A 23,619-nucleotide genomic window follows, 5' to 3' on the forward strand; every position below is an offset into this window, starting at 1 on the left:
GCTGTAGCGGGTTCCGTCAGGCGATCGCGCAGTGAGTAGAGCGGCTAATGCGCGGACGGAGTCGCTAGGCGCCTGATCGGCCCCACCGTGCACCGTGACGACGGCAGTTTTCTCGTGCTCGGCCATGCCTACCCTTCCCAAAACAATCCTCATCTTGAATTCAGGATGGTGCGCGGGCACGGCAATGTCATCCCCGATAGATGGGATACCTCTGCTCCCGTCTCGGCAGCCATTGCGAACGGCGCGGGCCCGTCCGCGCAAGACCCGGCCCCGCACCCCGCGTTCGGGCGTCCCCGACGACGGCGACGGGCTCACCCTGCCCCGGGACTCTCATCTGCCCACGGTCCTGCGCCACCGCCTCCCTCACCCCGGTGCGCCCCACCTGATGCCGCTGTACCACCTGCCTCCCTCGCCCATCCCGCCCTCGCCCGTCGGGATGCCTCCTTCGCCTTTCGGGCTGTCGTCCAGCGACGAGCGGCCCGACCCCGCCGCCCCTGAGACAGAGCCCTCCCCGCTCGATGCGGCGGGCGACGAAGCACTGGAGCGCCGCTGGGCCCATTCGATCGCCGCGCACGCGCTGTGGTCCCGCCAGGCGCCGGTGGTGCCGCTGCTGCTGGACTGGCTGCGCGACGCCGAACCCATCGCGCGCGCGCTGGGTCCGGCCATGTGGCGGCACTTCGCACAGCATCTATTGCAGCACGCCAGCACCCGCGACCTGCGCGCGATGGGGCTGGACGAGCGCGTCGAGTCCCGCGTCTGGAGTACCTGGCCCGAATGGCGGACCGCCGGCTTCCGCATCGCGGACGCCCCGGGCCGGCTGCATCGGGCCGTCGTCTGGTGGGAAGACGGCCGTGCCCCCGATTACCCCGACACCGAGCGCGTCTTCGAGATGCCCTACGGTGCGGCGCTCTGGCTGGACGGCCGGCTGCTGCCCTACCCGCAGGAGCTGACCTTCGGCTGCTCGATCAACGGTTCGGGCGAGTGGATCGACGACCGCTACTTCGTCGTCGACGTCGACGGCCCGCCGGAGCATCCCGACTACGTCGAGGAACTGGCCAACGGCCGCGGCTCGGTGCTGAGCCTGCTGGTGGTCGACGCCCGCCATCGCACCTGCCACCTGCTGAACCCGCGCGCCCACGAGCCCTGGCTGCGTCCGCGGATCACCGTGCAGGACGACGGCCGCTGGCGCATCGATCCCGGCACCGACGCGGGCGACCTGGACACGCAGTACGACGAGGACGCCGACCGGCCGCCCGTGCCGTCGCGGCTGATGGTGCCGTCGGACCTGCCGCCGGCCTCGATCGAGGCTGAGATCCCCGACGAGGAGGCCGAACCGCGTTCGCTGGCACCGGCCTGGCGCCATGTCGTCGACGCCTGGAACGCGGACCGCGACCGGCTGGTGGGCCTGCTCGGGGAACTGAACTACGAGCTGGCACTCGACAGTTTCCGGGACGCCGCCTTGGGTTGGTGAGCCGGAGCGGCCTACATCGCCACCCAGGCCCCCTCGTTGATTCGCCCATGACGATCCAGCGGATGACGGGGCGTCCATCCGGCTGCCTCCATGCAGGCCCGCATGGCCTGCCTGAGGCGATCGTCGCCATGACGCCCCACGATGAAGACCGTCCGTTCATCAAGACGACCTTGAGCCAGCAACGCACGGAAGATGTTGCGGGCCAGGCACGGATTGATGCCGGACCGCGAGCTTGCTTCACCGGTCGCCACGGCAGACCGATGAAGGTCCAGCGAATTGCGTCGGTCGTCGTAACCCAGCGACGGCCGCAGAATCCCTCGCGCCAGGGCATCGTTCAGTTGGTCGGCGGCCTCCTTCCACCGATGGGTTCTCTCGAACACAGCAATCATGGCCGTGCAGGTCTCAAGATCAGGACGGATGCCCTGCTTCAACAGGTACTCGAACCATTCAGTGGCCCCCTGCGCATCCCCGGCCTTCTCGTACGCCGAGATCAGCGCGTTGTAGGTCACCACATTCGGCGAGACCCTGCGGCTCAGCATGTGCAGGAACCAGGAGCGCGCGCCTTCCACATCCCCGACCTTCGCGTGCGCTGAGATCACGGCGGTGAACATGTGGACATCCCGTACGACGAACCTCCCGGTGTGCGGGCACACGGCCCGCCTCAGCTCCCGCATGCCAGCGTCGGCAGCCGGCAAGTCCCCGCCGCACCGCCGGATCAACGAGCCCGTCATCTTGAGCACGGCGAGCTCGTCCGGCTGACCCGCAACGAACGCGTCGACGATCGGTGCATGGCGCGCTCCGCTGACCGACCCCTGTTGCCTGCGCAGTTCCCCCCGTCCGTACGGCTGGAAGCGGTGGCCACGCGCCCTTCGACCCACTTCCGGCTCGGCGTCATCGGGTCTTCTCGACTTCAGAGACGCCCCCTCGTTCGAGGCGGAATCGTCGACCTTCAACGATTGAACATTCTCCAGCCGAGCCGGCAGCAACGAGAAGGACATGGCATCTCCAGAGATGAAAGAGACGCCGAGTGCACAGGGGGCGCTGGGAGGTTCCCCGCCGCCAGGCCTCACCTCCGGGACACCCCTGCCGTGGAGACGACCCGCGACCTGACAGGCCTCGCCGCGACGTCCTTCCCCGCGGCCGTCTCGCGGCAGCAGCTCATGAACTGCTCCGCGGCCGGCGACGGCCGGCGGTTGCGCAGGGTCAACAGGCCGATCGGCGGGAGCTCGATCGGCACGTCGATGGGCAGCGCCTTCGCCAGGCCCTCCTTGGCGAGGTAGCGCGCGACGTTGTCCGCCACGAAGGCCGCCGCCCCGCGCTGGCGCAGGAAGGTCAGCGTGACCAGGAAGGACGCGCTCTCGACGATGTCGCTCGGCGGATCCAGCTGCTGTGAATAGAACATCTGGTTCAGCTTGATCCGCGACGAGGCCCACGGCGGCGGCATCACCCACGGCATGCCGGCGAGCTCCGCCCACGGCGGCTGCCTGCGCCTGCGGGCCGTGGCCAGCGGATGGTCCGGCCGCACGACGATGCGCATCGCCTCCTCCACCAGCGGCTCCGTCGACAGGTCCGGCGACGCGTAACCCGGCTCCAGCCGGGCCACGATCACGTCGAGCTCGCCCACGCGCAGCCGCGGCAGCAGGCGCGTCAGGTCGCCTTCCTCGATGTGGACGGTCGTCAGCGACGAATGGCGCTTGAGCCGCTCGACCGCGCCGGCCACCAGGCCGGGCGTCGCCACCACCATCGCGCCGACGCTCACCCGCCCCGCCGCGCCGCTGGCCACGGCGGCGATCTCGTCGCGGGTGCGGGCGTAGTCCGACAGCACCGAGCGGGCGAAGCGCACCACGGCCTCGCCGAAGGGCGTCGGCTCGGTGCCCCGCGTGGAACGCGTGAACAGGTCCAGCCCGAACATGCGCTCGACCTCGGCCAGCGACTTGGACACCGCCGGCTGCGTCTGCGACAGGAATTCCGACGCGCGGCCAAGGTGGCGGAACTGGTCGAGCGCGACCAGCATCTGCAGGTGGCGCAGCTTCAGGTTGGAACGGAGCACGCGGTCGATCTGGCTCATGGGCCGATCTTAGGACGCCGGCGCGCCTTCATTCCGTTCATGACATGAAGGCAGTCCAGTTCTTCAATTGAGTCGCATGCAGCGGGTGCCCACAATGCGTCGCATCGAGACCTCGACGACGACGCGCCATGGCGCACCGGCCCAACGAGGCCCCAGCCCACGAGTCCGATCGGTGCGAGCATCGATCCCGAGCCAGGAGACAAGACATGACCATCCGCATGGACCGCCGCCGCGTCCTGCTCGCCGGCGCCGCCGGCCTCGGCGCCAGCGCCCTCGCGCTGCCGCCTTTCGTCAGATCCGCCCACGCCGCCGCGTATCCCTCCGAGCGCGCCATCACCTTCATCTGCCCATGGCCCGCCGGCGGCACCGCCGACGTGACGATGCGCTCGCTGTGCATGGCCGCGGGCAAGGTGCTCGGCCAGACCATCATCATCGAGAACCGCGCCGGCGCCTCCGGCATGCTGGGCACCAAGGTGCTGTCGACGTCCAAGCCCGACGGCTACACGATCGGCCAGGTGCCGATCTCCGTGACCCGCTTCGCGCAGCTGCGCACCGTGCAGCTCGATCCGCTCAAGGACTTCACCTACCTCGCCCGCGTCAACGGCCAGACCTTCGGACTGGTGGTGCGCGCCGACTCGCCGTGGAAGACGCTGGCCGAGTTCGTCGCCGCCGCCAAGGCCAAGCCGGGGATGATCACCTACGGCAGCGCCGGCATCGGCGGCGCCACCCACGTGGGCATGGAGGAGTTCAACCTCCTCGCCGGCATCCAGCTGAACCACATCCCCTACAAGGGCGGCGCCCCGGCGCTGCAGGACCTGCTCGGCGGCCAGGTGGACGCGGTGGCGGACTCCACCTCGTGGGCCCCGCACGTCAAGTCCGGCAAGCTGCGCCTGCTGGTCACCTGGGGCGAGACGCGCACCAAGGACTTCGCCACCGTGCCCACGCTCAAGGAGGCCGGCTACGACCTGGTCGTCGACGCGCCCAACGGCATCGGCGCCCCCAAGGGCATGGACCCGGCGGTGGTCGCGAAGCTGCGCGACGCGTTCCGCAAGGCGGCCGCCGATCCCGATTTCATCGCCACCTGCGATCGCATCGACTCACCGGTGATGTACCTCGACCAGCCCGACTACGAGAAGTACATCGCCGCCACCTATCGCAAGGACACGCAGCTGATCGAGCGCCTGAAGCTGCGCGAACTGCTGGCGAAGGGCTGAGCATGACTGCGATCTCGGCCGGCGCCACCACCTCCGACGCGGTCGCCGCCGCGTCGGCCGCGATGGCGACCTCGTCGCCGCTGCTGCGACTGCATCGCGACGACAACGTCCTGATCGCCCGCCAGGTGCTGACGCTGGGCCAGGAGCTGCCGGAATTCGGTCTGCGCCTGAAGGCGCAGGTCCCGGCCGGCCACAAGATCGCCGCCCGCCGCATCGCCGCGGGCGAGCCGATCCGCAAGTACAACGCCGTGATCGGCGTCGCCGCGCGCGACATCGAGCCTGGCGACTACGTGCACGCGCACAACATCGCGCTGGTCGAGTTCGACCGCGATCCGGCCTTCGGCGCCGACGTGAAGCCGGTCGATTACCTGCCCGAGTCCGAACGCGCCACCTTCATGGGCATCGTGCGCGCCGACGGCCGCGTGGCGACGCGCAACTTCATCGGCATCCTGGCGTCGGTGAACTGCTCGTCGACCGCGATCAACCGCATCGCCGAGCACTTCACGCCGGAACGGCTGAAGGACTATCCGAACGTCGACGGCGTGGTCGCCTTCGCGCAGACCACCGGCTGCGGCATGTCCTCGCCCAGCCCCCACTTCGACCTGCTGCGCCGCACGATCGCCGGTTATGCGAAGCACCCCAACCTGGGCGGCGCGCTGATCGTCGGCCTGGGCTGCGAGCGCAACCAGGTCGCCGGCCTGATGGAGTCGCAGCACCTGGTCCCCGGCGAGACGCTGAAGACGCTCGTGATGCAGGACACCGGCGGCACGCGCGCCACGATAGCGGCCGGCATCCGCGCGGTCGAGGCCATGCTCCCCATCGCCAACCGCGTGACGCGGCAGCCGGTCAGTGCCTCGCACCTGAAGATCGGACTGGAATGCGGCGGCTCGGACGGCTTCTCCGGCATCGGCGCCAATCCGGCGCTGGGCGCCGCGATGGACATCCTCGTGCGCCACGGCGGCACCGCCATCCTGTCGGAGACGCCGGAGATCCACGGCGTCGAGTACATGCTCACCCGCCGCGCGGTCACGCCCGAAGTCGGGCAGAAGCTGCTGGACCGGCTGGCCTGGTGGGAGGAATACACCCGCGGCCAGAACGGCCAGTTCAACGGCGTCGTCGGCCCGGGCAACCAGGCCGGCGGCCTGGCCAACATCTTCGAGAAGTCGCTGGGCTCCGCGATGAAGGGCGGCACGACGCCGCTGCAGGAAGTCTACGAATACGCCGAGCCCATCGAGCAGTCGGGCTTCGTGTTCATGGATTCGCCGGGCTACGACCCGGTCGCCGTCACCGGCCAGATCGCCAGCGGCGCGAACCTCATCTGCTTCACCACCGGGCGCGGCTCGATGTTCGGCTCCAAGCCGGCGCCGACCATCAAGCTGGCCAGCAACACGCCGATGTTCACGCGCCTCGAAGAGGACATGGACATCAACTGCGGCCTGGTCATCGACGGCGCGCTGACCATCGAGCAGATGGGCCAGCGGATCTTCGAGCACATCCTGCGCTCGGCGTCGGGCGAGCCGACCAAGAGCGAGCTGCTCGGCCTCGGCGACCACGAGTTCGTGCCCTGGCATCTGGGCATCGTGAGCTGAGTTTTCCTTCTTCCCGCCTCCGAGGCTCCCCCATGCAGACGCAGAACCACATCGCCGGTCGCTGGTGCGACGCGGCCGCTGGCGACCGCTTCCCGGTCGTCGATCCCGCCGATGACAGCCTCATCACCGACGTGCCCGACAGCCGCGCGCAAGACGCGTCCGCGGCCGTCGACGCCGCGCACGCGGCCTTCGCGAGCTGGCGCGCCGTGCCGGCCAAGCAGCGCGCGGCCCTCCTCAAGCGCTGGAACGACCTCATCCTGCGCGACCAGGACCGCCTCGGCGCGCTGATATCGCAGGAGCAGGGCAAGCCGCTGGCGGAAGGCCGCGCCGAAATCGCCTACGCGGCGAGCTACGTCGAATGGTTCGCCGAGGAAGCGACGCGCTCGAACGGCGAGGTCATTCCCGCGCCGGTCCAGGGCCGCCGCATGCTCGCGTTGCGCGAGCCGGTCGGCGTCGTGGCCGCGATCACGCCGTGGAACTTCCCGGCCGCGATGATCGCCCGCAAGATCGCGCCGGCGCTCGCCGCCGGCTGCACCGTCGTCGCCAAGCCGGCCGAGGACACGCCGCTGACCTCGCTGGCCCTGGTCGAACTGGCCGTCGAGGCCGGCCTGCCCCCCGGCGTGCTCAACATCGTGTGCGCGTCGCGCGAGCGCACGCCGGAGGTCGTCGACGTCTGGCTGGCCGACGCCCGTGTGCGCAAGATCACCTTCACCGGCTCGACGCCGGTCGGCAAGCATCTCGCGCGTGAATCGGCCTCGACGCTGAAGAAGCTCTCGCTGGAGCTCGGCGGCAACGCGCCGTTCATCGTCTTCGACGACGCCGATGTCGACGCGGCCGTCGAGGGCCTGATGGCGGCCAAGTTCCGCAACGGCGGCCAGACCTGCGTGTGCCCGAACCGGGTGTTCGCGCAGGCCGGCATCCACGACCTGTTCGTCGAGCAGCTCGCCGCGCGCGTCCGCGCCTTGAAGGTCGGACCGGCCAGCCGTCCCGATTCCCAGATCGGCCCGATGATCAACGCCCGCGCGCTGGACAAGATCGAGCGCCATGTGGATGACGCCGTCGAGCACGGCGCCCTGGTCATCACCGGCGGCGAGCGCGTGCGCGACGAGATCGCGACCGGTCCCAACTACTTCGCCCCCACCGTGCTGACGGGCGCGACGACCGGGATGCTGCTCTGGCACGAAGAGACCTTCGGTCCCGTCGTGCCGGTGTTCCGCTTCGAGGCCGAGGACGAGGTCGTCGCCGCCGCGAACGACACGCCGTTCGGCCTGGCGGCCTACTTCTACACCCGCGACATCGCCCGCGCCTGGCGCGTCGCCGACGCGCTGGAGAGCGGCATCGTCGGCCTCAACGAGGGCGCGATCGCGGCCGAGTCAGCGCCCTTCGGCGGCGTCAAGGAATCCGGTTACGGCCGCGAGGGTTCCACCCACGGGCTGGACGACTACCTCCACACCAAGTACGTTTGCCAGGGCGGGCTGTCGTGAGTCCGTCCAGCGCTCCGACGACCGCCTCGACGCCTGAATCCAAGCACGCCTCCATGGACTTCTCCAACACCTTCAAGCAAGGCCTGGCCGCGCGCCGGCCGCAGGTCGGGCTGTGGCTGTCGATGGCCCAGGCCTACAGCGCCGAGCTCTGCGCGACCGCCGGCTTCCAATGGCTGCTGATCGACGGCGAGCATGCCCCCAACGAGCTGACCAGCACGCTGCAGCAGCTGCAGGCGGTGGCGCCCTATCCGGCACATCCGGTGGTGCGGGCGGTCAACGCGGACAAGGACGGCATCAAGAAGCTGCTGGACATCGGTGTGCAGACGCTGCTGGTGCCGATGATCGACACGGCCGAGCAGGCGGCGGCGGTCGTCGCCGCGACGCGTTATCCGCCGCTGGGCGTGCGCGGCGTCGGCGCGGCGGTGGCGCGCGCGTCCCGCTGGGGCCTGCGGCGTCAGTATCTGGACGAAGCCGGCGACGATGCCTGCGTGCTCGTCCAGGCCGAGACCGCGACGGCGCTGAAGCACCTCGCGGCGATCTGCGCCGTGGACGGCGTCGACGGCGTTTTCATCGGGCCGGCGGACCTCGCGGCCTCGATGGGCCATCGCGGCAATCCGACCCACCCGGAGGTGCAGGCCGCCATCGACGACGCGATCCGCACCATCGTCGCCAGCGGCAAGGCCGCCGGCACGCTGACCGGCGACGCGCAGCTCGCGCGGCACTACCTGTCGCTGGGCGCGACCTTCGTGGCGGTCGGCATCGACGTCACGCTGCTCGCACAGGCCACGCGCCGTCTTGCGGCAGACTTCGACCTGGCCCCGCCGCTGCCAGCCCCGACCGGTTCGCCTTACTGAACGCCTGCCCGGAACGACCGTTCAGGACACCTGTTGAATTCACGATCGAAAGCACGACCATGAGCAAGACGTACAAGATCGCCGTCATCCCCGGCGACGGCATCGGCAAGGAAGTGATGCCCGAAGGGCTGCGCGTGCTGGACGCCGCCGCGAAGCGCTTCGGCATCCCGTTCGAGTTCACCCACATCGGGTGGGCCAGCTGCGACTATTACGGCGAGACCGGCCAGATGATGCCGGACGACTGGAAGGCGCAGCTGGAAGGCCAGGATGCGATCTTCTTCGGCGCGGTGGGCTGGCCGGCGACGGTGCCGGACCACATCTCGCTGTGGGGCTCGCTGCTGAAGTTCCGTCGCGAATTCGACCAGTACATCAACCTGCGCCCGGTGCGCCTGTTCGACGGCGTGCCCTGCCCGCTGGCCAACCGGAAGCCGGGTGAGATCGACTACTTCGTCGTGCGCGAGAACACCGAAGGCGAGTACACCAACCTCGGCGGCGTGATGTACGCGGGCACCGATCGCGAGATCGTGATCCAGGAATCGGTGTACTCGCGCTTCGGCGCGGACCGGGTGCTGAAGTACGCCTTCGAGCTGGCGCAGAGCCGCGATCGCAAGCACCTGACGGTGGCGACCAAGAGCAACGGGATCGCCATCTCGATGCCGTGGTGGGATGGACGCGCCGATGCGGTCGGCGCCGGGTATCCGTCGGTCACCGTGGACAAGCAGCACATCGACATCCTGAGCGCGCGCTTCGTGCTGCAGCCCGGGCGCTTCGACGTGGTGGTCGCGTCCAACCTGTTCGGCGACATCCTGTCGGACCTGGGTCCGGCGACGACCGGCACCATCGGCCTGGCGCCGTCGGCCAACCTGAACCCGGAACGCAACTTCCCGTCGCTGTTCGAGCCGGTGCACGGCTCGGCGCCGGACATCTACGGGAAGAACATCGCCAACCCGGTCGCGATGATCTGGTCCGGCGCGCTGATGCTGCAGTTCCTCGGCGAGCAGGACGCGCATGACGCGATCCTCAAGGCGATCGAGCAGACGCTGGCGTCGGGGCCGCGCACGGGCGACCTGGGTGGCACGGCGAACACCACCGAGATGGGCAAGGCGATCGCTGATCTGATCTGATCTGATCCCTGGATTTTCTGAGCTCTTTCTGAGCCCCTCTCCCGCACTGCGGGAGAGGGCGTTCTCCGGAGAGCGGGCGCGCTAGAGCCAGCCGGCCTTGCGGAAGCGCCAGAAGAGAACACCGCAGGTCGCGGCGATCACGCCGAGCGCGACGGGGTAGCCGAAGCGCCATTTGAGCTCCGGCATGACTTCGAAGTTCATGCCCCAGATGCCGGCGAACGCCGTCGCCGCCGCGAAGATACCGGCCCAGGCCGCGAGGCGCTTGGTGGTCTCCGAGTCCTCGATCGCCGCCATCGACAGATGGACCTGGATAACGGTCGTCGCGGTATCGCGCAACGAGTCCAGTGCCGACTGCATGCGCTCCAGGTGGTCGTAGACGTCCCGGAAGTACTCGCGGGTGTCCTCGCAGACCGGCGGCACGCGGCCGCGCACCAGCTTGCCGACGGCGTCCAGCAGCGGCGACACCGCATGCTTGACCACGGTCACCCGCTGCTTGAGTTCATAGACCCGGCGGATGTTCTCGCGCGTGACACCCGGTTCGAAGATCTGCGACTCGATCGCCTCCAGCTCCGTCTCCAGCGCCTCGATGACGGGGAAGTAGCGGTCCACGACCGCGTCCATGATGGCGTACATCACGAAGCCCGGACCGCGCTTGAGCATGTGCGGCTCCTTCTCCGCGCGGGCGCGCACGCCCAGCAGGCTCTGCGCGACGCGGTTGCGGATGGACAGCACGAAGTTGTTGCCGACGAAGATCGACACCTCGCCGGTGCAGAGCTCGTCCGTCGGCGTGAACTGCACCGTCTGCATGACGGCGAACAGCGTGTCGCCGTACTCCTCCACCTTGGGTCGCTGCTGGCCGTGCAGCGCGTCCTCGACGGCGAGTTCGTGCAGGTCGAACTCCTCCTTCATCGCGAGGACCTCTTCCGTCGATGCGTCGCGCAACGCGACCCAGACGAAGCAGTCGGGCAGCTGGAGGTAGTCGCTGATCTCTTCCGGCTGGATATCGGCCAGCCGGCGGCCGTCGCGGTAGGCGACGCAGTTGATGAGCATGGGATGTCCCGCTTGTTCTTGAATGCACGACCGCCCTGGGGCTCAGGGCTCTCCCGAGAGTAGCCCGTCCGGCATCAAGCTCGCATCAAGAGAAACCGAGGGGGACACGCCCTGTTCGAGGGGCCCGCCCCCTGGCTTCGCACGCGACGGGATCAGTCGGGCAGGCGCTCCAGCACCTCGTCGCCGTGACCATCGCGCTCGCCGGTCGGCCGCCAGCCGAGCCGGCGATAGAAGCCGTGCGAGCGATGCGCCGGGTTGTCGGAACAGCCGAGGAACAGGCGTTGATGCCCCAGCCCGCGCAGGTGGGCGACGGTGCGCTCCAGCAACGCGCGGCCGAGGCCGTGGCCTTCGTGACCGGGCAGCAACGCGAGCACGACGATCTCGCCGCTGCCGGCGTCGCCGAAGCAGTAGCCGGCGAGCACGCCGGCGGACTCCGCGACGAATCCCGGCAGCTCGCCGTCGCGGACCTGGCCGGACCAGGACGCCTCGGTGATGCCGAGTTCGGCCAGCCGCGCGGCAGGCACCGCGTTCTCGCGCGTGCGCCCCCGCAGGTCGATGCAGGCGGCAATGTCGGACGGAACGGCGGGGCGGATGAGAACGCTCATGGGTCTTCGCGATTCAGCAGGTCGAGATACGCGGTGTACACCACGATGCCCTGCCCTGCCGTTCCGCACACCGTCCGGACGATGTCCATGGACGCCAGCGCCGCGATGCCTCGATCGACGACCGCGGAGGTCCCGCGCAGGCAGGCGGCGATGTCGCCTGCCCTCGCCACCGGACTGCTGAGCAGCAGATGATGCACCCGCATCGCCTCGTCCTCGGCCAGCGCCGCGAGCCGCGCGCCGTCGGCATCGAAGAGGCGCCTGATCGCCAATGCCGTATTCACCGCATGCAGGGCGGCGACCTCCACCGCGGCGACGAAGAAGGAAATCCAGGCCTCCCAGTCGCCATGCTCGCGCACCTCGTGGCGCAGTCTCTCGTAGTCGCTTCGATGTGCATCGAGGGAAAGCGACAGGGGCAGCAGAGGGTCGCGCAGCACGCCGTCGGCGACCAGCATCAACGGGACCAGGAGGCGCCCGAGAAGGCCGTTTCCGCCGGGACGGGCCGGGATCGCGTCGAATTGCAGGGACGCCAGGGCCGCCTTGATCAGCGCCGGCTGGCGCTGAGCGTCGTCGTTGATGAATCGCACCAGTTCGGGCAGTCCCCCGCCCGGCCGATGCGCCGGCGAACTTCGGGCCCCGTGTGCATGCGGCATCAGCCGCTCGTGCATGTCATCGATCAGCCGGAGGCAGATCGGCAGGCCCTGCCGCATCCGGGCAACGCCGGTCTCCATGGCCACGACGCAGCGGAGCACCTGGCGCACGTCGCCTGGCGGCGCTGCGGGGACACCGCCCGCCTCCTCAAGCAGCAGGTCGGCCAGCGAAACACGCGAGCCTTCGAGCCGCGATGACATCACCGCCTCCTTGCGCACGAGGAGGGGCGGCAGCACGACGGCCTCCGGCATCGCCACCGACACGCCGTCGAGCCTGCCCAACGCCAGGTTCGCGCTTGCCAGACGCTCCTGGAGCGCCGCATCGAGCGCCAGCGCGGGTCGCGGGGGGAGCGGTGCCGGCACGAAGGCCCGGCAGGCCTCGCCGTCGACGATCCAGGATTCGTAGCTGCCCGAGCGGCCGCGTCGCATGGAGGACTCCGTCATGAGAAGCCGTCGATGCTCCCTCCCGGCGGATCAGCCTTCAATCACCGATTCAAGCCAGTTCCGCCGCAGGACTGCCTCCATTCGACGAGCCGCCCCTCCGCCATCGTTCCGACCCTGTTGCAGGCGGCGGAACCGCGCGGCGGAAGGAGAACTCCGACCGCTCAGGGAAGTTGCGGCAGCGCCCGCGCGCCGGCGGCGATGACGTCGGAGATCTCCCCGATCACCTGCCGCAGCCAGCGCTGGGCCGGATCGGGCTCGGCGCGGATGTGCCAGACCTGGCTGATGTCGATGCCGCGCAGCGCGAAGGGCAGGTTCCGGCAGGCGAGTCGGCCCGCGAAACCCGTGGCCGGGACGAAGCTGTCCGGCAGCACCGTGATCAGGTCGGACTGCTCCACCGCCATCGTGCCGGTGAAGAAACTGTTGACCGTCATCGCCACCCGCCGCTTGCGGCCGATCATCGCCAGCGCGTCGTCGACGAAACCGTGCGCCCGGCCCGCGAAGCTCACGCGCAGGTGCGGCGCGTCGCAGTAGGCGTCCAGCGTCAGCGCACCGGGCGCCGCCAGCGGGTGGTCGGCGCGCATGACGCAGACGTAGCGGCTCGCATAGAGCGCCTCGCGCCGGAAGGCGGTGCTGTCATCCTCGACCAGCAACTGCTCGGTCAGGTCCGGGAAGAAGCCGATCGCCAGGTCCGCCCAGCCTTGTTCCAGCAGTTCACGGGGGTCCCGGGTGGTCAGCGGCACCACGCGCAGGCCGACGTGGATGCCTTCCTCCAGGAAGCGCCGGCTCAGCTGCGGGACGACCAGCGCCGCGGTCGCGTCCGCCATCGCCAGCGTGAAGCTGACGGTGTTGCCGGCGGCGCGCGGGTCGAAGACCTGAGGTTCCAGGGCCTGCTGCAGCGCCGCCAGGGCCCGGCGGACGACCGGCCAGAGCGATTGGGCGTGGGGCGTGGGCTCGACGCCGGTGGAGCTCGGGATGAAGAGTTCCTCGTGCGTGGCTTCCCGCAGGCGTCTCAGGGCGTTGCTGACGGCGGGCTGGGTGATGGCCAGGCGGTGGGCGGCGCGGGTGACGTGGCGTTCCTCCATCACCACGTCGAAGACGCGCAGCAGGTTCAGGTCCAGTGTGCGGAAGTTGACGGGGCGGGGGGTGCTCATGAGCCGGATGCTAATTCCGTCACGGGTCATTTCCGGCGGTGATGACGCGATTCCCAAGTGCAATTGGCGTGCCGTACGTGAAAACCGCAATATGACGTCCATGGCGCAACGGCCACCCGCCAAGCGCCACCGAACATCACCCCAGAAGGAACCGCCATGACCACCGCCACGCTGAATGTCCATCTGATGGCTGCCGACGCAGTCCGGGCTCGCACCGCGAGCGCCGCCGGCGAGCGTCTGGTGAGCCTGGTCCTGCGCGCCGCACACGCCGTCGTCGAATTCGTCCACGCCGCCGTCGAGCTGCGCCCCCGCGAAGCCGTCCTGCAAGCCGCCGCCGAGCAGTCGGCCGAGCGTCCGGACCTGGCCTTCTCCCTGCGCCGCGTCGCCCGCAACGGCTGGATGATGTACTGAGTTTCTTCAGGACGCCTGACCAGCGTCCCTCCTGCAAGGAAAAGCCGGGCCGCGAGGTCCGGCTTTTTTCTTTGTCGCGCGGACGCCGCAGCAGGGTGTCGTGAGCGCCGGGGCGGGTCCCCGCGTTGCTCGCTGAGATGCTCCACCAGATCGCCATCAAAGCGGCCGCGATTCGCAATCCGGTCGAGGCCGCGTTCTTCCTCTGGATCCATGTCGCCTACCTGCAGGCCTTCGCCGACGGCAACAAGCGCACCGGTCGACTGTCGGCCAACATGCCTCTGCTGGCCGGCCACTGCGCACCGCTCAGCTTCGGCGGCGTCGAGGCGAGGGACGACGTGGTGGCGATGCTCGGCGTGTACGAGCGCAACGACGTGTCCGTGGCCGTCGATCTTTTCGAATGGCTGTATCGAAGTTCGATGCAGAAATATCCGTGGATCTTGAGCTAACAATCGACGCATGTCCCACGTCTCCCTCCTAGATGCTGCCAGCTACGCTGGCGCCCATGCGCTGGCGATCTACGGCGCGCTCCTGGTGCTCGTCACCGGCACGACCTGGCTGGTCGCGCGCGCCTTGATGCCGGACCGCGGGGGCCAGGCCGCCGCGCCTGAACCGCTCTCCCCGGTGTCGTTGCTGCTGCGCTTCGCCGCCGGTTTCGCGTTCATCGTCGGCGGCGCGATGCTGTTCGCCGAGATCGCCGAGGAGCTCCACACCGAGCAGACGCTCGGCCAGCTCGACGAGGCCTTCATCGTCGCGATGATCGAGCACGTGCCCGACCTCGCGCTGCGGGCGTTCTACCTGATCACCTTCGTCGGCAACCGGGAGACGCTGGTCACGCTCGGCATCGCCGTCGCGGTGGGCTTGGTGGCCCTGCGCCGCCGTGGGCTGGCGCTGGGCTGGGCGCTGGCGATGCTGGGCAACGCCGCGTTGAATCCGACCTTGAAGCAGATCTTCGAACGCGCCCGCCCGGTGCACCCGACCCAGTGGCTGACCGAGGAGGGTTTCAGCTTCCCCAGCGGCCACAGCTCCGGCTCGGTGATCGCGATGGGCATGCTCGCCTACCTCGCCGTGCGCCTGCTGCCCAGGCGCTGGCACGTGCCGGTCTGGATCGCGGCGGTGGCGCTGGCCTTCTCGGTCGGCGCGAGCCGCATCTTCCTGCGCGTGCATTTCCCCAGCGACGTGCTGGCCGGTTTCGCCTCCGGCGCCGCCTGGCTCACCGTCTCGATCGTGAGCATCGAACTGGCGCGCTGGGCGCGCCGAAGACGCGTCGGGCGTCAGGCCAGCGGCGTCGAGTTCACGCGCTGAAAGAGCCCCGCCGTCTCGTCGACGTCCCACCGTTCGACGACGGCGGTGCGCGCCGGGCCCGTCCGGATCACGTTGACCGAATTGGGGATCCCGCCGCGCACGCGGATGCTCAGCGCCGTGCCGGCCTGCACCGCCCAGACCGGGCGCGGCAGGTCTGGCCGGCGTTCGTGGAGCGGCAGCACGTAAGGCAGATGGATGTGACCGCCGACGACGGCATCGGCCCCGGCCTCGGACCACCGGCGCACCGCCTTCGCGTGGCCGCGCAGCAGGTTGACCACGTCGTCCGTGCGGGTCACTGCCACCGGCTGATGCACGGCCACGAGCCGCACCTGTCCCGGCTTGGCCTGCGCCAGCCGCCGCGCCGTGCGCTCGATCTGCGGATCGGACACTTCGCCGTGCTTGTGCCGGTAGCGCCGCGTCGTGTTGAGCGCCACGACCAGCAGGTCGTCGGCCTCGAACTCGCCGTCCTCGGCGGGGCCGAAGGCGCGTTCGTAGCGTCGGTAGGGATGCAGCAGGCGCGTGGCCACCGCGTACAACGGGATGTCGTGGTTCCCGGGAATGACCAGGCGCGCCGGCACGCCGAGCTTCTCGACGAAGGCTTTCGCGCGTGAGAACTCGACGGGCCGCGCGCGCTGGGTGATGTCGCCGGTGATCAGCAGCAGGTCGGGCTTCAGTTCGCCGCACAGCCGCTCCAGCGCGCCCACGGCCATCGGCCGCTCGGTGCCGAAATGCGGGTCGGACATCTGGAGCACGACCGTCATCGGCCGCTCTCCTGAGCCTGACGTCGCTCTTCTGAAAGCCCATCGGGCCGGATCAGCATCAACGGCTGCGGAGCGACTTCGAAGCGCACCGGCAGACGCATCCACAACACCTCGCCGTCGGTGGCGACCTTGACGCGACGCGCGCCGAAGCGACGGTTGCGCACGGTCAAGCGGGTGAAGGGGAAGTTGACGACCTGGTCCGCCTCGGCCAGCTTGCCCATCGCCCCGCGCGCCAACACCTTCAGCAGGCCCCAGCGCCCGACCGGCTTGAGCATCACGCCGGCCAGCTCGCCGCGGTCGATGGCCTGGGCCTCGGGGAGGCCGACCTGCTCCATCTGGAGTGCGTTGTTGCCGACGAACACCGTCGGCGTACGGACCTGGCGGGGCTGCCCGTGCAATTCGATCGTCAGGCCCAGGCTGCGATGGCCGCGCAGGATCGTCGCCAGCACCGCGCCGATGGCGATCAGGCGGCTGCGACCGAACTGCTTCTTCCAGACCTCGCGATCCTCGAGCGATTGGGAGTAGAGCCCGAGGCTCGCATTGACGAGGAACACACGGTCGTTCAGCAGGCCCACCTGGACCGGCGACGGCGTCTCCTCGAGCAGCACGCGCAGCGCGCCGTCGATGTCGGAGGGAATGCCGTGCGTCCGGGCGAAATAGTTGAAGGTGCCGCGCGGCAGCACGCCGAAGGTGCAGCCGCTGCCGAGCACCTCCTGGGCGACGCAGTTGATGGTGCCGTCGCCGCCGGCGGCGACGACGATGCCGTCGACTTCGCGGGCGCGGCGCACGGCCTCCCGGGCAGTCTCGGCGAGCTTGCCGGGTGCCTCGACGGGGAGGAGATGCACCTCCCGTCCGGCCGCCCGGCCGGCGTTCTCGACGGCGGGGCCGACTTCATCCCGGTTCCCGCGACCCGATGCCCGGTTGAACACGACGAAGAGCGGCGGGAGGCGGGAGTCGGTCGGCAGGGGCATGGGCGAGGAGGCGCGAGGCGAGGCAGAAAGCTGGAACGATAACCGTCCCGGCAAGCCGGACGCCCGGCCGCGGTCAGCGCCGCCCGCCTTACCCGCCGCGCGCGTCATTCGCCGTCTGCCTTACACGCCGCCGGGCAGGGGCGCTTCCGGATGCACCAGCTTCGCCTGACGCAGCTCGCGCCAGAAGTCGGCCGGCACCTGTTCGTTCAGCGCGGCGCGATCCTCGGCGAGGCGGCTCGGCTGGCTGGCTCCCGGAATGACCGCGGCGACCGCCGGATTCGCGAGCGAGAACTGCAGTCCTGCCGCCTTCATGCTGATGCCGTGGCGATCGGCGATCGCCTTGATGCGGGCGACCTTGTCGAGGATGGCCGGCGTGGCGGGCGCGTATTCGAAGTTCGGGCCCCCGACCAGCGCGCCCGAGCTGTACGGCCCGCCGACGACGATGCCCAGCCCCTGCCGGGTGACCTCCGGCATCACGCGCTGCAGCGCGCGATCGTGGTCGAGCAGCGTGTAGCGGCCCGCGAGCAGGAAGCCGTCCGGCCGCGCGCTGTCGAGCGCCATCACCAGCTCGATCGGCTCGACGCGGTTGACGCCCAGCCCCCAGGCCTTGATCACGCCCTCGTCGCGCAGCCGGTCGAGCGCCTTGAAGGCGCCCTTGCGCGCGCCTTCGAACACGCCCAGCCACTCGTCGCCGTAGAAATCCTGCGCGACGTCGTGCACCCAGACGATCTCGATGCGATCGGTCTTCAGGCGCTTGAGGCTGTCTTCGATGGAGCGCAGCGTCGCGTCCCCGGAGTAGTCGTTGACGATCTTGTTGGGGCGGCCGTACTTGAAGACATCGCCCTTCTCGCCGTTGTCGCGGGCGCTGACGTCCTCGACCTCGTCGAGGATCAGGCGGCCGACCTTGGTGGCGATGACGTACTCGTCGCGCGGGCGGCCGGCAAGCGCCTCGCCCATGCGGATCTCGGCCAGGCCGGCGCCGTAGAACGGCGCGTTGTCGAAGAAGCGGATGCCGTCGTTCCAGGCGGCGTCGACGGTGGCGCGGGCCTCGGCTTCCGGGATGTCGCGGAACATGTTGCCCAGCGGGGCGGTGCCGAATCCCAGCTTGCCGGGGAGGAGGTCTTTCAGGGCCATGGGAAGTCCTTTCAGGAAGAGCGTGTTCCCAATCTAGGGGCTGACCGGCGATTCATGACATTGAATCGGTGAACTTCAGATATTCGCGTCCTCCATCAGCGCCGTCACCAACGCGTTCACCCCCGGCTGTTCCAGCGCCTGTTCCGTATGGCAGAGCATCAGCGTCCGGCGCGCCCAGGGCTCGTCCAGGCGGACGATCTGGACGCCGTCCGTCCGCTCGCGTTCCGCCGCGCTGCGCGACATCACCGCCACGCCAGCCCCGGCTTCGACGAGCCGGACGATCGCCTCGAAGCCGGACACGCGCACGCGGTGATGCGGCACGCGGCCGCTGCGTGCGGCTTGCGCGAGCAGATAGCGGCTCAGTCCGGCGTCCGCGCCGAGGCCGACGAACGGACGGTCCAGCAGTTCGATGAAACGCACGCTCTTCGTCGCCCGTCCCCGCTTGACGGCGGGCAGCAGCGCGACCAGCTCGTCCTCCACCCAGGGCCGCGCCGTCAACCCCGTCGTGTCGACGTGGTTGGTGACGATCACGACATCGGCGACGCCTTCGCGCAAGGCCTGCAGCGCGGCGTCGCTGGGCGCCTCCTGCAGCTCGACGTCGATGTCCGGATGCTCCGCGAGGAAGCGGCCCAGCCGCGGCGGCAGCGCCTCGACCAGCGCCGCCGTGTTGCCGAGCAGGCGCACCGTGCCACGCAATCCGCGGCCGAAGGCCGACATCTCGATGTGCAGCGAATCCAACTCGGACAGCACCCGCCTGGCCTGCCGGGACAGCGCGCGACCCGCGTCGGTCGCCACCACGCCAGACTTGGAGCGATCCAGCCGCCGCACGCCGACCCGGTGCTCCAGGCCTTTCAAGCGTGCACTCGCGGCCGCGAGCGACAGGCTCATCGCCGCCGCGCCGGCGGTGATCGAGCCATGCACGATGACCGCCTCGAACAATTGCAGGTCGAAGGGATCGACGCGGTAGTCGATCGGTCGGACGGTGGTGCGCGTTGCGGTCATCGAAGCCATCCAGGTCGTCGAGGTAGCGGGATCGACACGGGGTCGCCGACCTCATCCTCTTGCGATCACGAAGGATATCCGCCGTACATCGAGATCGACAGCGTTCCCTCGCCACTCGAAGATGCGCCGCATGGCTTCCACCTCCTTCGCGACGCTCGCACCCTGGCTCGGCATCGGGCTCGTCTTCGTCCTGGCCGGCGGCGTCAAGGGCGTCACCGGCATGGGTCTGCCGACCGTCGCCATGAGCCTGCTCGGCCTGTGGATGGCGCCCGCGCAGGCCGCCGCGCTGCTGGTGATGCCCTCGCTCGTGACCAACATCGCGCAGTGCCAGGGCCCGGCCTGGCGCCGCATCGTCACGACGCTCTGGCCCGTGTGGCTGGGGATGATCGTCAGCACCGTCTGGGGACCGGACCTGACTTCGATCGCTCCGATCGACGCGCGGCTCGCGTTGGGCGTCATCCTCATCGCCTACGGCCTGTGGGGACTGTGGAAACCGGTCGTGCCGCAGGTATCGCCGCACGCGTGGTGGATCGGCCTGGCCGCCGGACTGGCGACCGGCTTCGTCACCGCGTCGACCGCCGTCTTCGCGCTGCCGCTGGTGCCCTACCTCCAGGCCCTGCGGCTGGACAAGGACGCGATGATCCAAGCGCTCGGCCTGTCCTTCACCGTCGCGACGCTGTCGCTGGCCGCGCGGCTGCATTCGTTCGAGAGCGGGTCGGTGCTGACCCTGTCCTCGATGGTGGCACTGGCCGCAGCGTTCGCCGGACTGGGCGTCGGCGCCGCCGTGCGGGCGAGGATCAGCCCGACGACCTTCCAGCGCGCGCTGTTCGTCGTGTTCATCGCGCTCGGCATTGCGAACCTGTGGCGAGGCCTATGAACGCGCGGGATGAACGCTGCGAACTGGCGGCGCTGCTGGAGCGCGCCTACCGGCTCGCCCTGTGGCTGCACGACGCGGAACGCGTCGATCGCATGGACACGCCGGGCGAACCCGGCGCCTCGCAGGCGAGCTTCGCGGTGCACGTCGCCTCGTCGGAGCTGGTGGACGTGCTCGACGAAGCCCGTGCGCGGCTGGTCGCCGGCGCGGGTCATGCGATCGGAACCGCGACCGATCCCTCGATCGGTCCGGCGATCAACCCAGCCGGAATGCCGACGCCAGCTCGTTCATCCGCTCCGCCTGATCGTTGAGCGAGGCGGCCGACGCGGCGGCTTCCTCGACCAGCGCGGCGTTCTGCTGGACCATGCGTTCGACATCGGTGAAGGTGCCGCGCAGCTGCTGGAGGCTGATGGCTTCCTCGGCCACTTCATGCGCGATGCGCTCGATCTCCGCGCTGACCAGGCCGATGCCGCGCTCGATGCCGGCGATGGCCGTGCCCGCGGCCTGCACTTCGGCCTGACCGCGTTCGACGCGGGTGACCGATTCGCTGATCAGCACCTTGACCTCGCCGGCCGCGCCCGCGCTGCGCTTGGCCAGGTTGCGCACCTCGGCCGCGACGACCGCGAAACCGCGGCCCTGCTCGCCCGCGCGCGCCGCCTCGACGGCCGCGTTCAGCGCCAGGATGTTGGTCTGGAAGGCGATCGTGTCGATCACCGAAACGATCTCCGACATGCGCTTGGAGCTGGCGCCGATGGACGTCATCGTCTCGACGAAGCCCTGCACCATGCGGCCGCCGGCGGCGGCGCTCGCGCTGGCCTGGTCCGCGAGACCGCGGGTGCGCACAGAGGCCTGCGCCGTCCCGTCCAGCGTCTCCGACAGCCGCTGCACGTTGCTCGACGCTTCCTGCACGCGCGCGGCGGCGTGTTCGCTGCGCACGCTGAGGTCCTGGTTGCCGGATGCGATCTCGTCGGCGGCGCCGTGGATCTCGCCCGACGCCACCTGCATCTGCGTCACGAGACCGCGCAGCCGGTCGCGCATCGATCGGATCGCGTCGAGCATCCGGCCCAGGTCGTCGTTCGTATGCCAGGAGGACTCCGCGCTCAGGTCCCCCTGCGCGATGCGCTCGGTCAGCATCTCCGCCTCCCGGATCGGACGCCAGACGCCGAGCAGCGTGCGCCACAGCACCAGGCCCATCGCCACCAGTCCGCCGATCACGACGACGGTCGTCAGCAGGAAGCGACGGGCGACGGCGGACTCGCTGTCGTCGAGCCGCTGGGCGAGCGTGTCCATCACGCGCGCCGACAGTTCCGACTGCAGCACGGCCCCCTTCTTCAGCGTGGCGACGAGTTGATCGAGCGGGTAGTTCACATCCTTCGCCGACGCGTCGAGCGCCTCCAGCACCACCTGGCGCTGCTGCGCAACGCGTTGCAGCGTCTCGGCGTAGTCGGCGGCATGCGCTTCGTCGGCGACGGCGGCCTGGCGAAGCGCGGCATTGAGCTGGCGCAGGTCCGCGCGATAGCGACCCGCGGCATTGCCGACGGCGGCGACATCGTCCACCGCGGCCGCAGCGCCGATTGCGCCGAGCTCCGCCAGCGTGTCGGTCAGCTGCGGCGCGACCTGCAGGCCGGCGACGACGTTGAAGTAGGTCGCACCGTCGTGCTGCATCAACAGCCCGGACCGCGCATTCAGCTGCGCGACGGCGTCGAAGATCGCATCGAACAGTGCGCGGTACTGCGGCGTCTGCACCTGGAGCATCTGGCTCACGCCCTTGGCGTGGAGCGCCTTGAACTGCGCACGGGCCTTTGTCGCCTCCTCGGCGAGCGCGTCGCCATGACGCACGTCGTCGAGTTCGGCGAGCACGACCGCGAAATCCTTGTCGATCTTCACGGCGGCGGCGTCGCGGGCGGCGGCCTGCTCCGGATGGCTGGACGCGGTGGCCGAGGCGAGCCGATGCTCGGACAGATCGGCGATCACGCGTTGCCACGCCTGGTTGGCGGGCAGCGCGGCGCGTTGCGCCTTCACGGTGCGCAGCGCTTCCAGGAGGTTGAGACCCAACTGCGCGGTGGGCAGCAGGCAGACGGCGCCGCACAGGAGCGCGACGACAGCGAGACGGTGTTTGAGAGACATGCGGCGGGACCTTGGGAGGCCGGTGCTGGGAAGGCGCCGCCAGTCTTGCAACGCTTCGTTACAGCGACGGGAAAACCCGGAGTGCTCTGGTTGAAGCCCGCCGCAAGCGGCGCGAATGCGGCGTTATTTAACGAAACGCCGACTCGCCGATGCTGGGTATGCGAGGCTCGCACGCCGTACGGTGCCTTCGCCTCCCCCTGGCAACCGTCCCTTACACTCGCCGCGCAACGACAACGCTATCCCCTTCATGAAGAGCACCAAGTCCGCCCGCACGCCGCCCTCGAAGGTGACGCTGGGCATGGTGGCCGAAGTCAGCGGGGTCTCGCCGAGCACCGTCTCGCGCATCCTCAACGGCACCGCCGTCGTCAGCCAGGAAAAGAAGGACGCCGTCGATCGCGCGATCGCGGATCTCGGCTTCGTCCCGAATCCGATCGCCCGCGTGCTCGCCGGCGGACGCTCGCTGAGCGTCGGCGTGGTGACGCAGTCCATCGACAGCCCGTATTACGGCGTCGCGCTGCGCGGCATCGAGGAAGTGCTCGACGCCGCCGGCTACGTGCCGCTGTTCGCCAGCGGCCATTGGAACGCCAAGGAAGAGCAGCGCTGCATCGACACGCTGCGCGCGCGCCGCGTCGACGGCCTCATCGTGCTCACCGGCCGGCTCAGCGACGACTCGCTGCGCAAGCTGGCGAAGGAACTGCCGGTCGTCGTCACCGGCCGGACGATGAAGGCGCCCAGCCTGTACGCGTTGAACTTCAACGATTTCGAAGGCGCGCGACTCGCCACGCATCACCTGCTGACCCAGGGCCATCGCAAGATCGCGTTCATCGCCGGTGATCCGGTCCACCCCGATGCGCAGGAGCGTCTGAGGGGCTACCGCGCCGCGCTGGAGGCGGCCGGCGTGAAGTACAAGCCGGCCCTGGTGCTGCCCGGCATGTTCCAGGAAGACAGCGGCGTGATGGCCGTCGAGCGGCTGATCGACAGCCGCGAGCCCTTCACCGCGATCTTCTCGGCGAATGACCAGATGGCGTTCGGCGCGTCGCTCGCGCTTTACCGCCGCGGTCTGCGCGTGCCGGAAGACGTCTCCATCGTCGGCTTCGACGATCTGGCCGGCGCCGCGCATTGCATCCCGCCGCTGACGACCATCCACCAGGCCGGCCTCGAGCTCGGCCGCTGCGCCGCGCAGGCGCTGCTGGATCTGCTGGGGAACAAGACCCCCACCGCACAACTGCCCGAGCCGCGGCTGATCATCCGGTCGTCGACACGCTCGCTCTGACGCGGAGTCCTCCTTCTTACTCCCTCTCCCGCGGTGCGGGAGAGGGGCCAGAGAGGGGCCAGA

General features: G+C 69.7%; 22 protein-coding genes and 1 pseudogene. 12 read left to right on the forward strand and 11 right to left on the reverse strand.

The annotated features are described in order from the left end of the window. Nucleotides 1-436: 436 nt before the first annotated feature. The gene (locus PV762_RS24835) at nt 437-1,471 is read left to right on the forward strand and encodes a hypothetical protein (RefSeq protein ID WP_421037673.1); all 1,035 of its coding nucleotides are present in this window, start codon (nt 437-439) and stop codon (nt 1,469-1,471) included. A gap of 11 nt (nt 1,472-1,482) precedes the next feature. Here PV762_RS24835 and PV762_RS24840 read toward each other — a convergent pair whose 3' ends face one another. Together PV762_RS24840 and PV762_RS24845 are read right to left on the reverse strand one after the other, a co-directional pair. Next, nucleotides 1,483-2,469, reverse strand: a complete 987-nt coding sequence (locus PV762_RS24840) for a pentatricopeptide repeat-containing protein (protein WP_421037674.1) — start codon at nt 2,467-2,469, stop codon at nt 1,483-1,485. A 68-nt stretch (nt 2,470-2,537) separates the two neighbouring features. Continuing rightward, nucleotides 2,538-3,539, reverse strand: coding sequence for a LysR substrate-binding domain-containing protein (locus tag PV762_RS24845; protein WP_421037675.1), 1,002 nt, complete (start codon nt 3,537-3,539; stop codon nt 2,538-2,540). Between the two features lie 206 nt (nt 3,540-3,745). On the opposite strand from PV762_RS24845, the gene PV762_RS24850 reads away from it, so the two are divergent. The 5 genes from PV762_RS24850 to PV762_RS24870 all read left to right on the forward strand — a co-directional run bounded on the left by PV762_RS24850 (nt 3,746) and on the right by PV762_RS24870 (nt 9,804). Continuing rightward, a complete protein-coding gene (locus PV762_RS24850) occupies nt 3,746-4,753 on the forward strand; it encodes a tripartite tricarboxylate transporter substrate binding protein (protein WP_421037676.1) in 1,008 nt (335 codons plus the stop codon). Between the two features lie 62 nt (nt 4,754-4,815). After that, a complete protein-coding gene (locus tag PV762_RS24855) occupies nt 4,816-6,342 on the forward strand; it encodes a UxaA family hydrolase (RefSeq protein ID WP_421037752.1) in 1,527 nt (508 codons plus the stop codon). 32 nt (nt 6,343-6,374) lie between these two features. Continuing rightward, nucleotides 6,375-7,826 (forward strand): NAD-dependent succinate-semialdehyde dehydrogenase, encoded by a 1,452-nt coding sequence (locus tag PV762_RS24860; RefSeq protein ID WP_421037677.1) that lies wholly within the window; start codon nt 6,375-6,377, stop codon nt 7,824-7,826. 53 nt (nt 7,827-7,879) lie between these two features. Next, the gene (gene hpaI / locus PV762_RS24865) at nt 7,880-8,680 is read left to right on the forward strand and encodes a 4-hydroxy-2-oxoheptanedioate aldolase (protein ID WP_421037678.1); all 801 of its coding nucleotides are present in this window, start codon (nt 7,880-7,882) and stop codon (nt 8,678-8,680) included. A gap of 59 nt (nt 8,681-8,739) precedes the next feature. After that, nucleotides 8,740-9,804: a tartrate dehydrogenase gene (locus tag PV762_RS24870; RefSeq protein WP_421037679.1), complete on the forward strand. Its 1,065-nt coding sequence runs from the start codon at nt 8,740-8,742 to the stop codon at nt 9,802-9,804. Between the two features lie 81 nt (nt 9,805-9,885). Here the strand turns inward: PV762_RS24870 and corA are convergent, their stop codons facing one another. The 4 genes from corA to PV762_RS24890 all read right to left on the reverse strand — a co-directional run bounded on the left by corA (nt 9,886) and on the right by PV762_RS24890 (nt 13,701). Then, on the reverse strand, nt 9,886-10,854 hold the full coding sequence (corA, locus tag PV762_RS24875) for a magnesium/cobalt transporter CorA (protein WP_421037680.1): 969 nt from the start codon (nt 10,852-10,854) through the stop codon (nt 9,886-9,888). Between the two features lie 152 nt (nt 10,855-11,006). Next, the gene (locus PV762_RS24880) at nt 11,007-11,459 is read right to left on the reverse strand and encodes a GNAT family N-acetyltransferase (RefSeq protein WP_421037681.1); all 453 of its coding nucleotides are present in this window, start codon (nt 11,457-11,459) and stop codon (nt 11,007-11,009) included. After that, a complete protein-coding gene (locus PV762_RS24885; RefSeq protein WP_421037682.1) occupies nt 11,456-12,535 on the reverse strand; it encodes a Fic family protein in 1,080 nt (359 codons plus the stop codon). The genes PV762_RS24880 and PV762_RS24885 overlap by 4 nt, the downstream gene beginning before the upstream one ends. Before the next feature lie 176 nt (nt 12,536-12,711). After that, the gene (locus tag PV762_RS24890; protein ID WP_421037683.1) at nt 12,712-13,701 is read right to left on the reverse strand and encodes a LysR family transcriptional regulator; all 990 of its coding nucleotides are present in this window, start codon (nt 13,699-13,701) and stop codon (nt 12,712-12,714) included. Nucleotides 13,702-13,857: 156 nt separating this feature from the next. Between PV762_RS24890 and PV762_RS24895 the strand changes: the two genes are divergently transcribed. From PV762_RS24895 to PV762_RS24905, 3 genes and pseudogenes are all read left to right on the forward strand, one after another. Continuing rightward, nucleotides 13,858-14,112 (forward strand): hypothetical protein, encoded by a 255-nt coding sequence (locus tag PV762_RS24895; protein ID WP_421037684.1) that lies wholly within the window; start codon nt 13,858-13,860, stop codon nt 14,110-14,112. A 119-nt stretch (nt 14,113-14,231) separates the two neighbouring features. Further along, nucleotides 14,232-14,558 (forward strand): annotated as a pseudogene (locus PV762_RS24900) (Fic family protein); the annotation flags it as partial. Between the two features lie 10 nt (nt 14,559-14,568). Further along, a complete protein-coding gene (locus tag PV762_RS24905) occupies nt 14,569-15,414 on the forward strand; it encodes a phosphatase PAP2 family protein (RefSeq protein ID WP_421037685.1) in 846 nt (281 codons plus the stop codon). Here PV762_RS24905 and PV762_RS24910 read toward each other — a convergent pair. The 4 genes from PV762_RS24910 to PV762_RS24925 form a co-directional block, all read right to left on the reverse strand. Further along, on the reverse strand, nt 15,384-16,175 hold the full coding sequence (locus PV762_RS24910) for a metallophosphoesterase family protein (protein ID WP_421037686.1): 792 nt from the start codon (nt 16,173-16,175) through the stop codon (nt 15,384-15,386). The genes PV762_RS24905 and PV762_RS24910 overlap by 31 nt on opposite strands. Beyond that, nucleotides 16,172-17,146 (reverse strand): diacylglycerol/lipid kinase family protein, encoded by a 975-nt coding sequence (locus tag PV762_RS24915; RefSeq protein WP_421037687.1) that lies wholly within the window; start codon nt 17,144-17,146, stop codon nt 16,172-16,174. The genes PV762_RS24910 and PV762_RS24915 overlap by 4 nt, the downstream gene beginning before the upstream one ends. A 120-nt stretch (nt 17,147-17,266) precedes the next feature. Continuing rightward, nucleotides 17,267-18,280, reverse strand: coding sequence for an aldo/keto reductase (locus PV762_RS24920; RefSeq protein ID WP_421037688.1), 1,014 nt, complete (start codon nt 18,278-18,280; stop codon nt 17,267-17,269). A gap of 75 nt (nt 18,281-18,355) precedes the next feature. Next, nucleotides 18,356-19,282: a LysR substrate-binding domain-containing protein gene (locus PV762_RS24925; RefSeq protein ID WP_421037689.1), complete on the reverse strand. Its 927-nt coding sequence runs from the start codon at nt 19,280-19,282 to the stop codon at nt 18,356-18,358. Nucleotides 19,283-19,412: 130 nt separating this feature from the next. Between PV762_RS24925 and PV762_RS24930 the strand changes: the two genes are divergently transcribed. Together PV762_RS24930 and PV762_RS24935 are read left to right on the forward strand one after the other, a co-directional pair. After that, entirely contained in the window at nt 19,413-20,159 is a 747-nt protein-coding gene (locus PV762_RS24930; RefSeq protein WP_421037690.1) for a sulfite exporter TauE/SafE family protein, read from the forward strand. Continuing rightward, nucleotides 20,156-20,467, forward strand: a complete 312-nt coding sequence (locus PV762_RS24935; protein WP_088408510.1) for a hypothetical protein — start codon at nt 20,156-20,158, stop codon at nt 20,465-20,467. The genes PV762_RS24930 and PV762_RS24935 overlap by 4 nt, the downstream gene beginning before the upstream one ends. Here the strand turns inward: PV762_RS24935 and PV762_RS24940 are convergent. After that, the gene (locus PV762_RS24940; protein ID WP_421037691.1) at nt 20,412-22,283 is read right to left on the reverse strand and encodes a methyl-accepting chemotaxis protein; all 1,872 of its coding nucleotides are present in this window, start codon (nt 22,281-22,283) and stop codon (nt 20,412-20,414) included. The two genes, PV762_RS24935 and PV762_RS24940, sit on opposite strands and share 56 nt — an antisense overlap. A gap of 247 nt (nt 22,284-22,530) precedes the next feature. Between PV762_RS24940 and PV762_RS24945 the strand changes: the two genes are divergently transcribed. Then, nucleotides 22,531-23,556 (forward strand): LacI family DNA-binding transcriptional regulator, encoded by a 1,026-nt coding sequence (locus PV762_RS24945; protein ID WP_421037692.1) that lies wholly within the window; start codon nt 22,531-22,533, stop codon nt 23,554-23,556. The last annotated feature ends 63 nt before the right edge of the window (nt 23,557-23,619 follow it).

The sequence above is a fragment of the Mitsuaria sp. CC2 genome (assembly GCF_048957715.1).
GTDB lineage: Bacteria > Pseudomonadota > Gammaproteobacteria > Burkholderiales > Burkholderiaceae_C > Roseateles.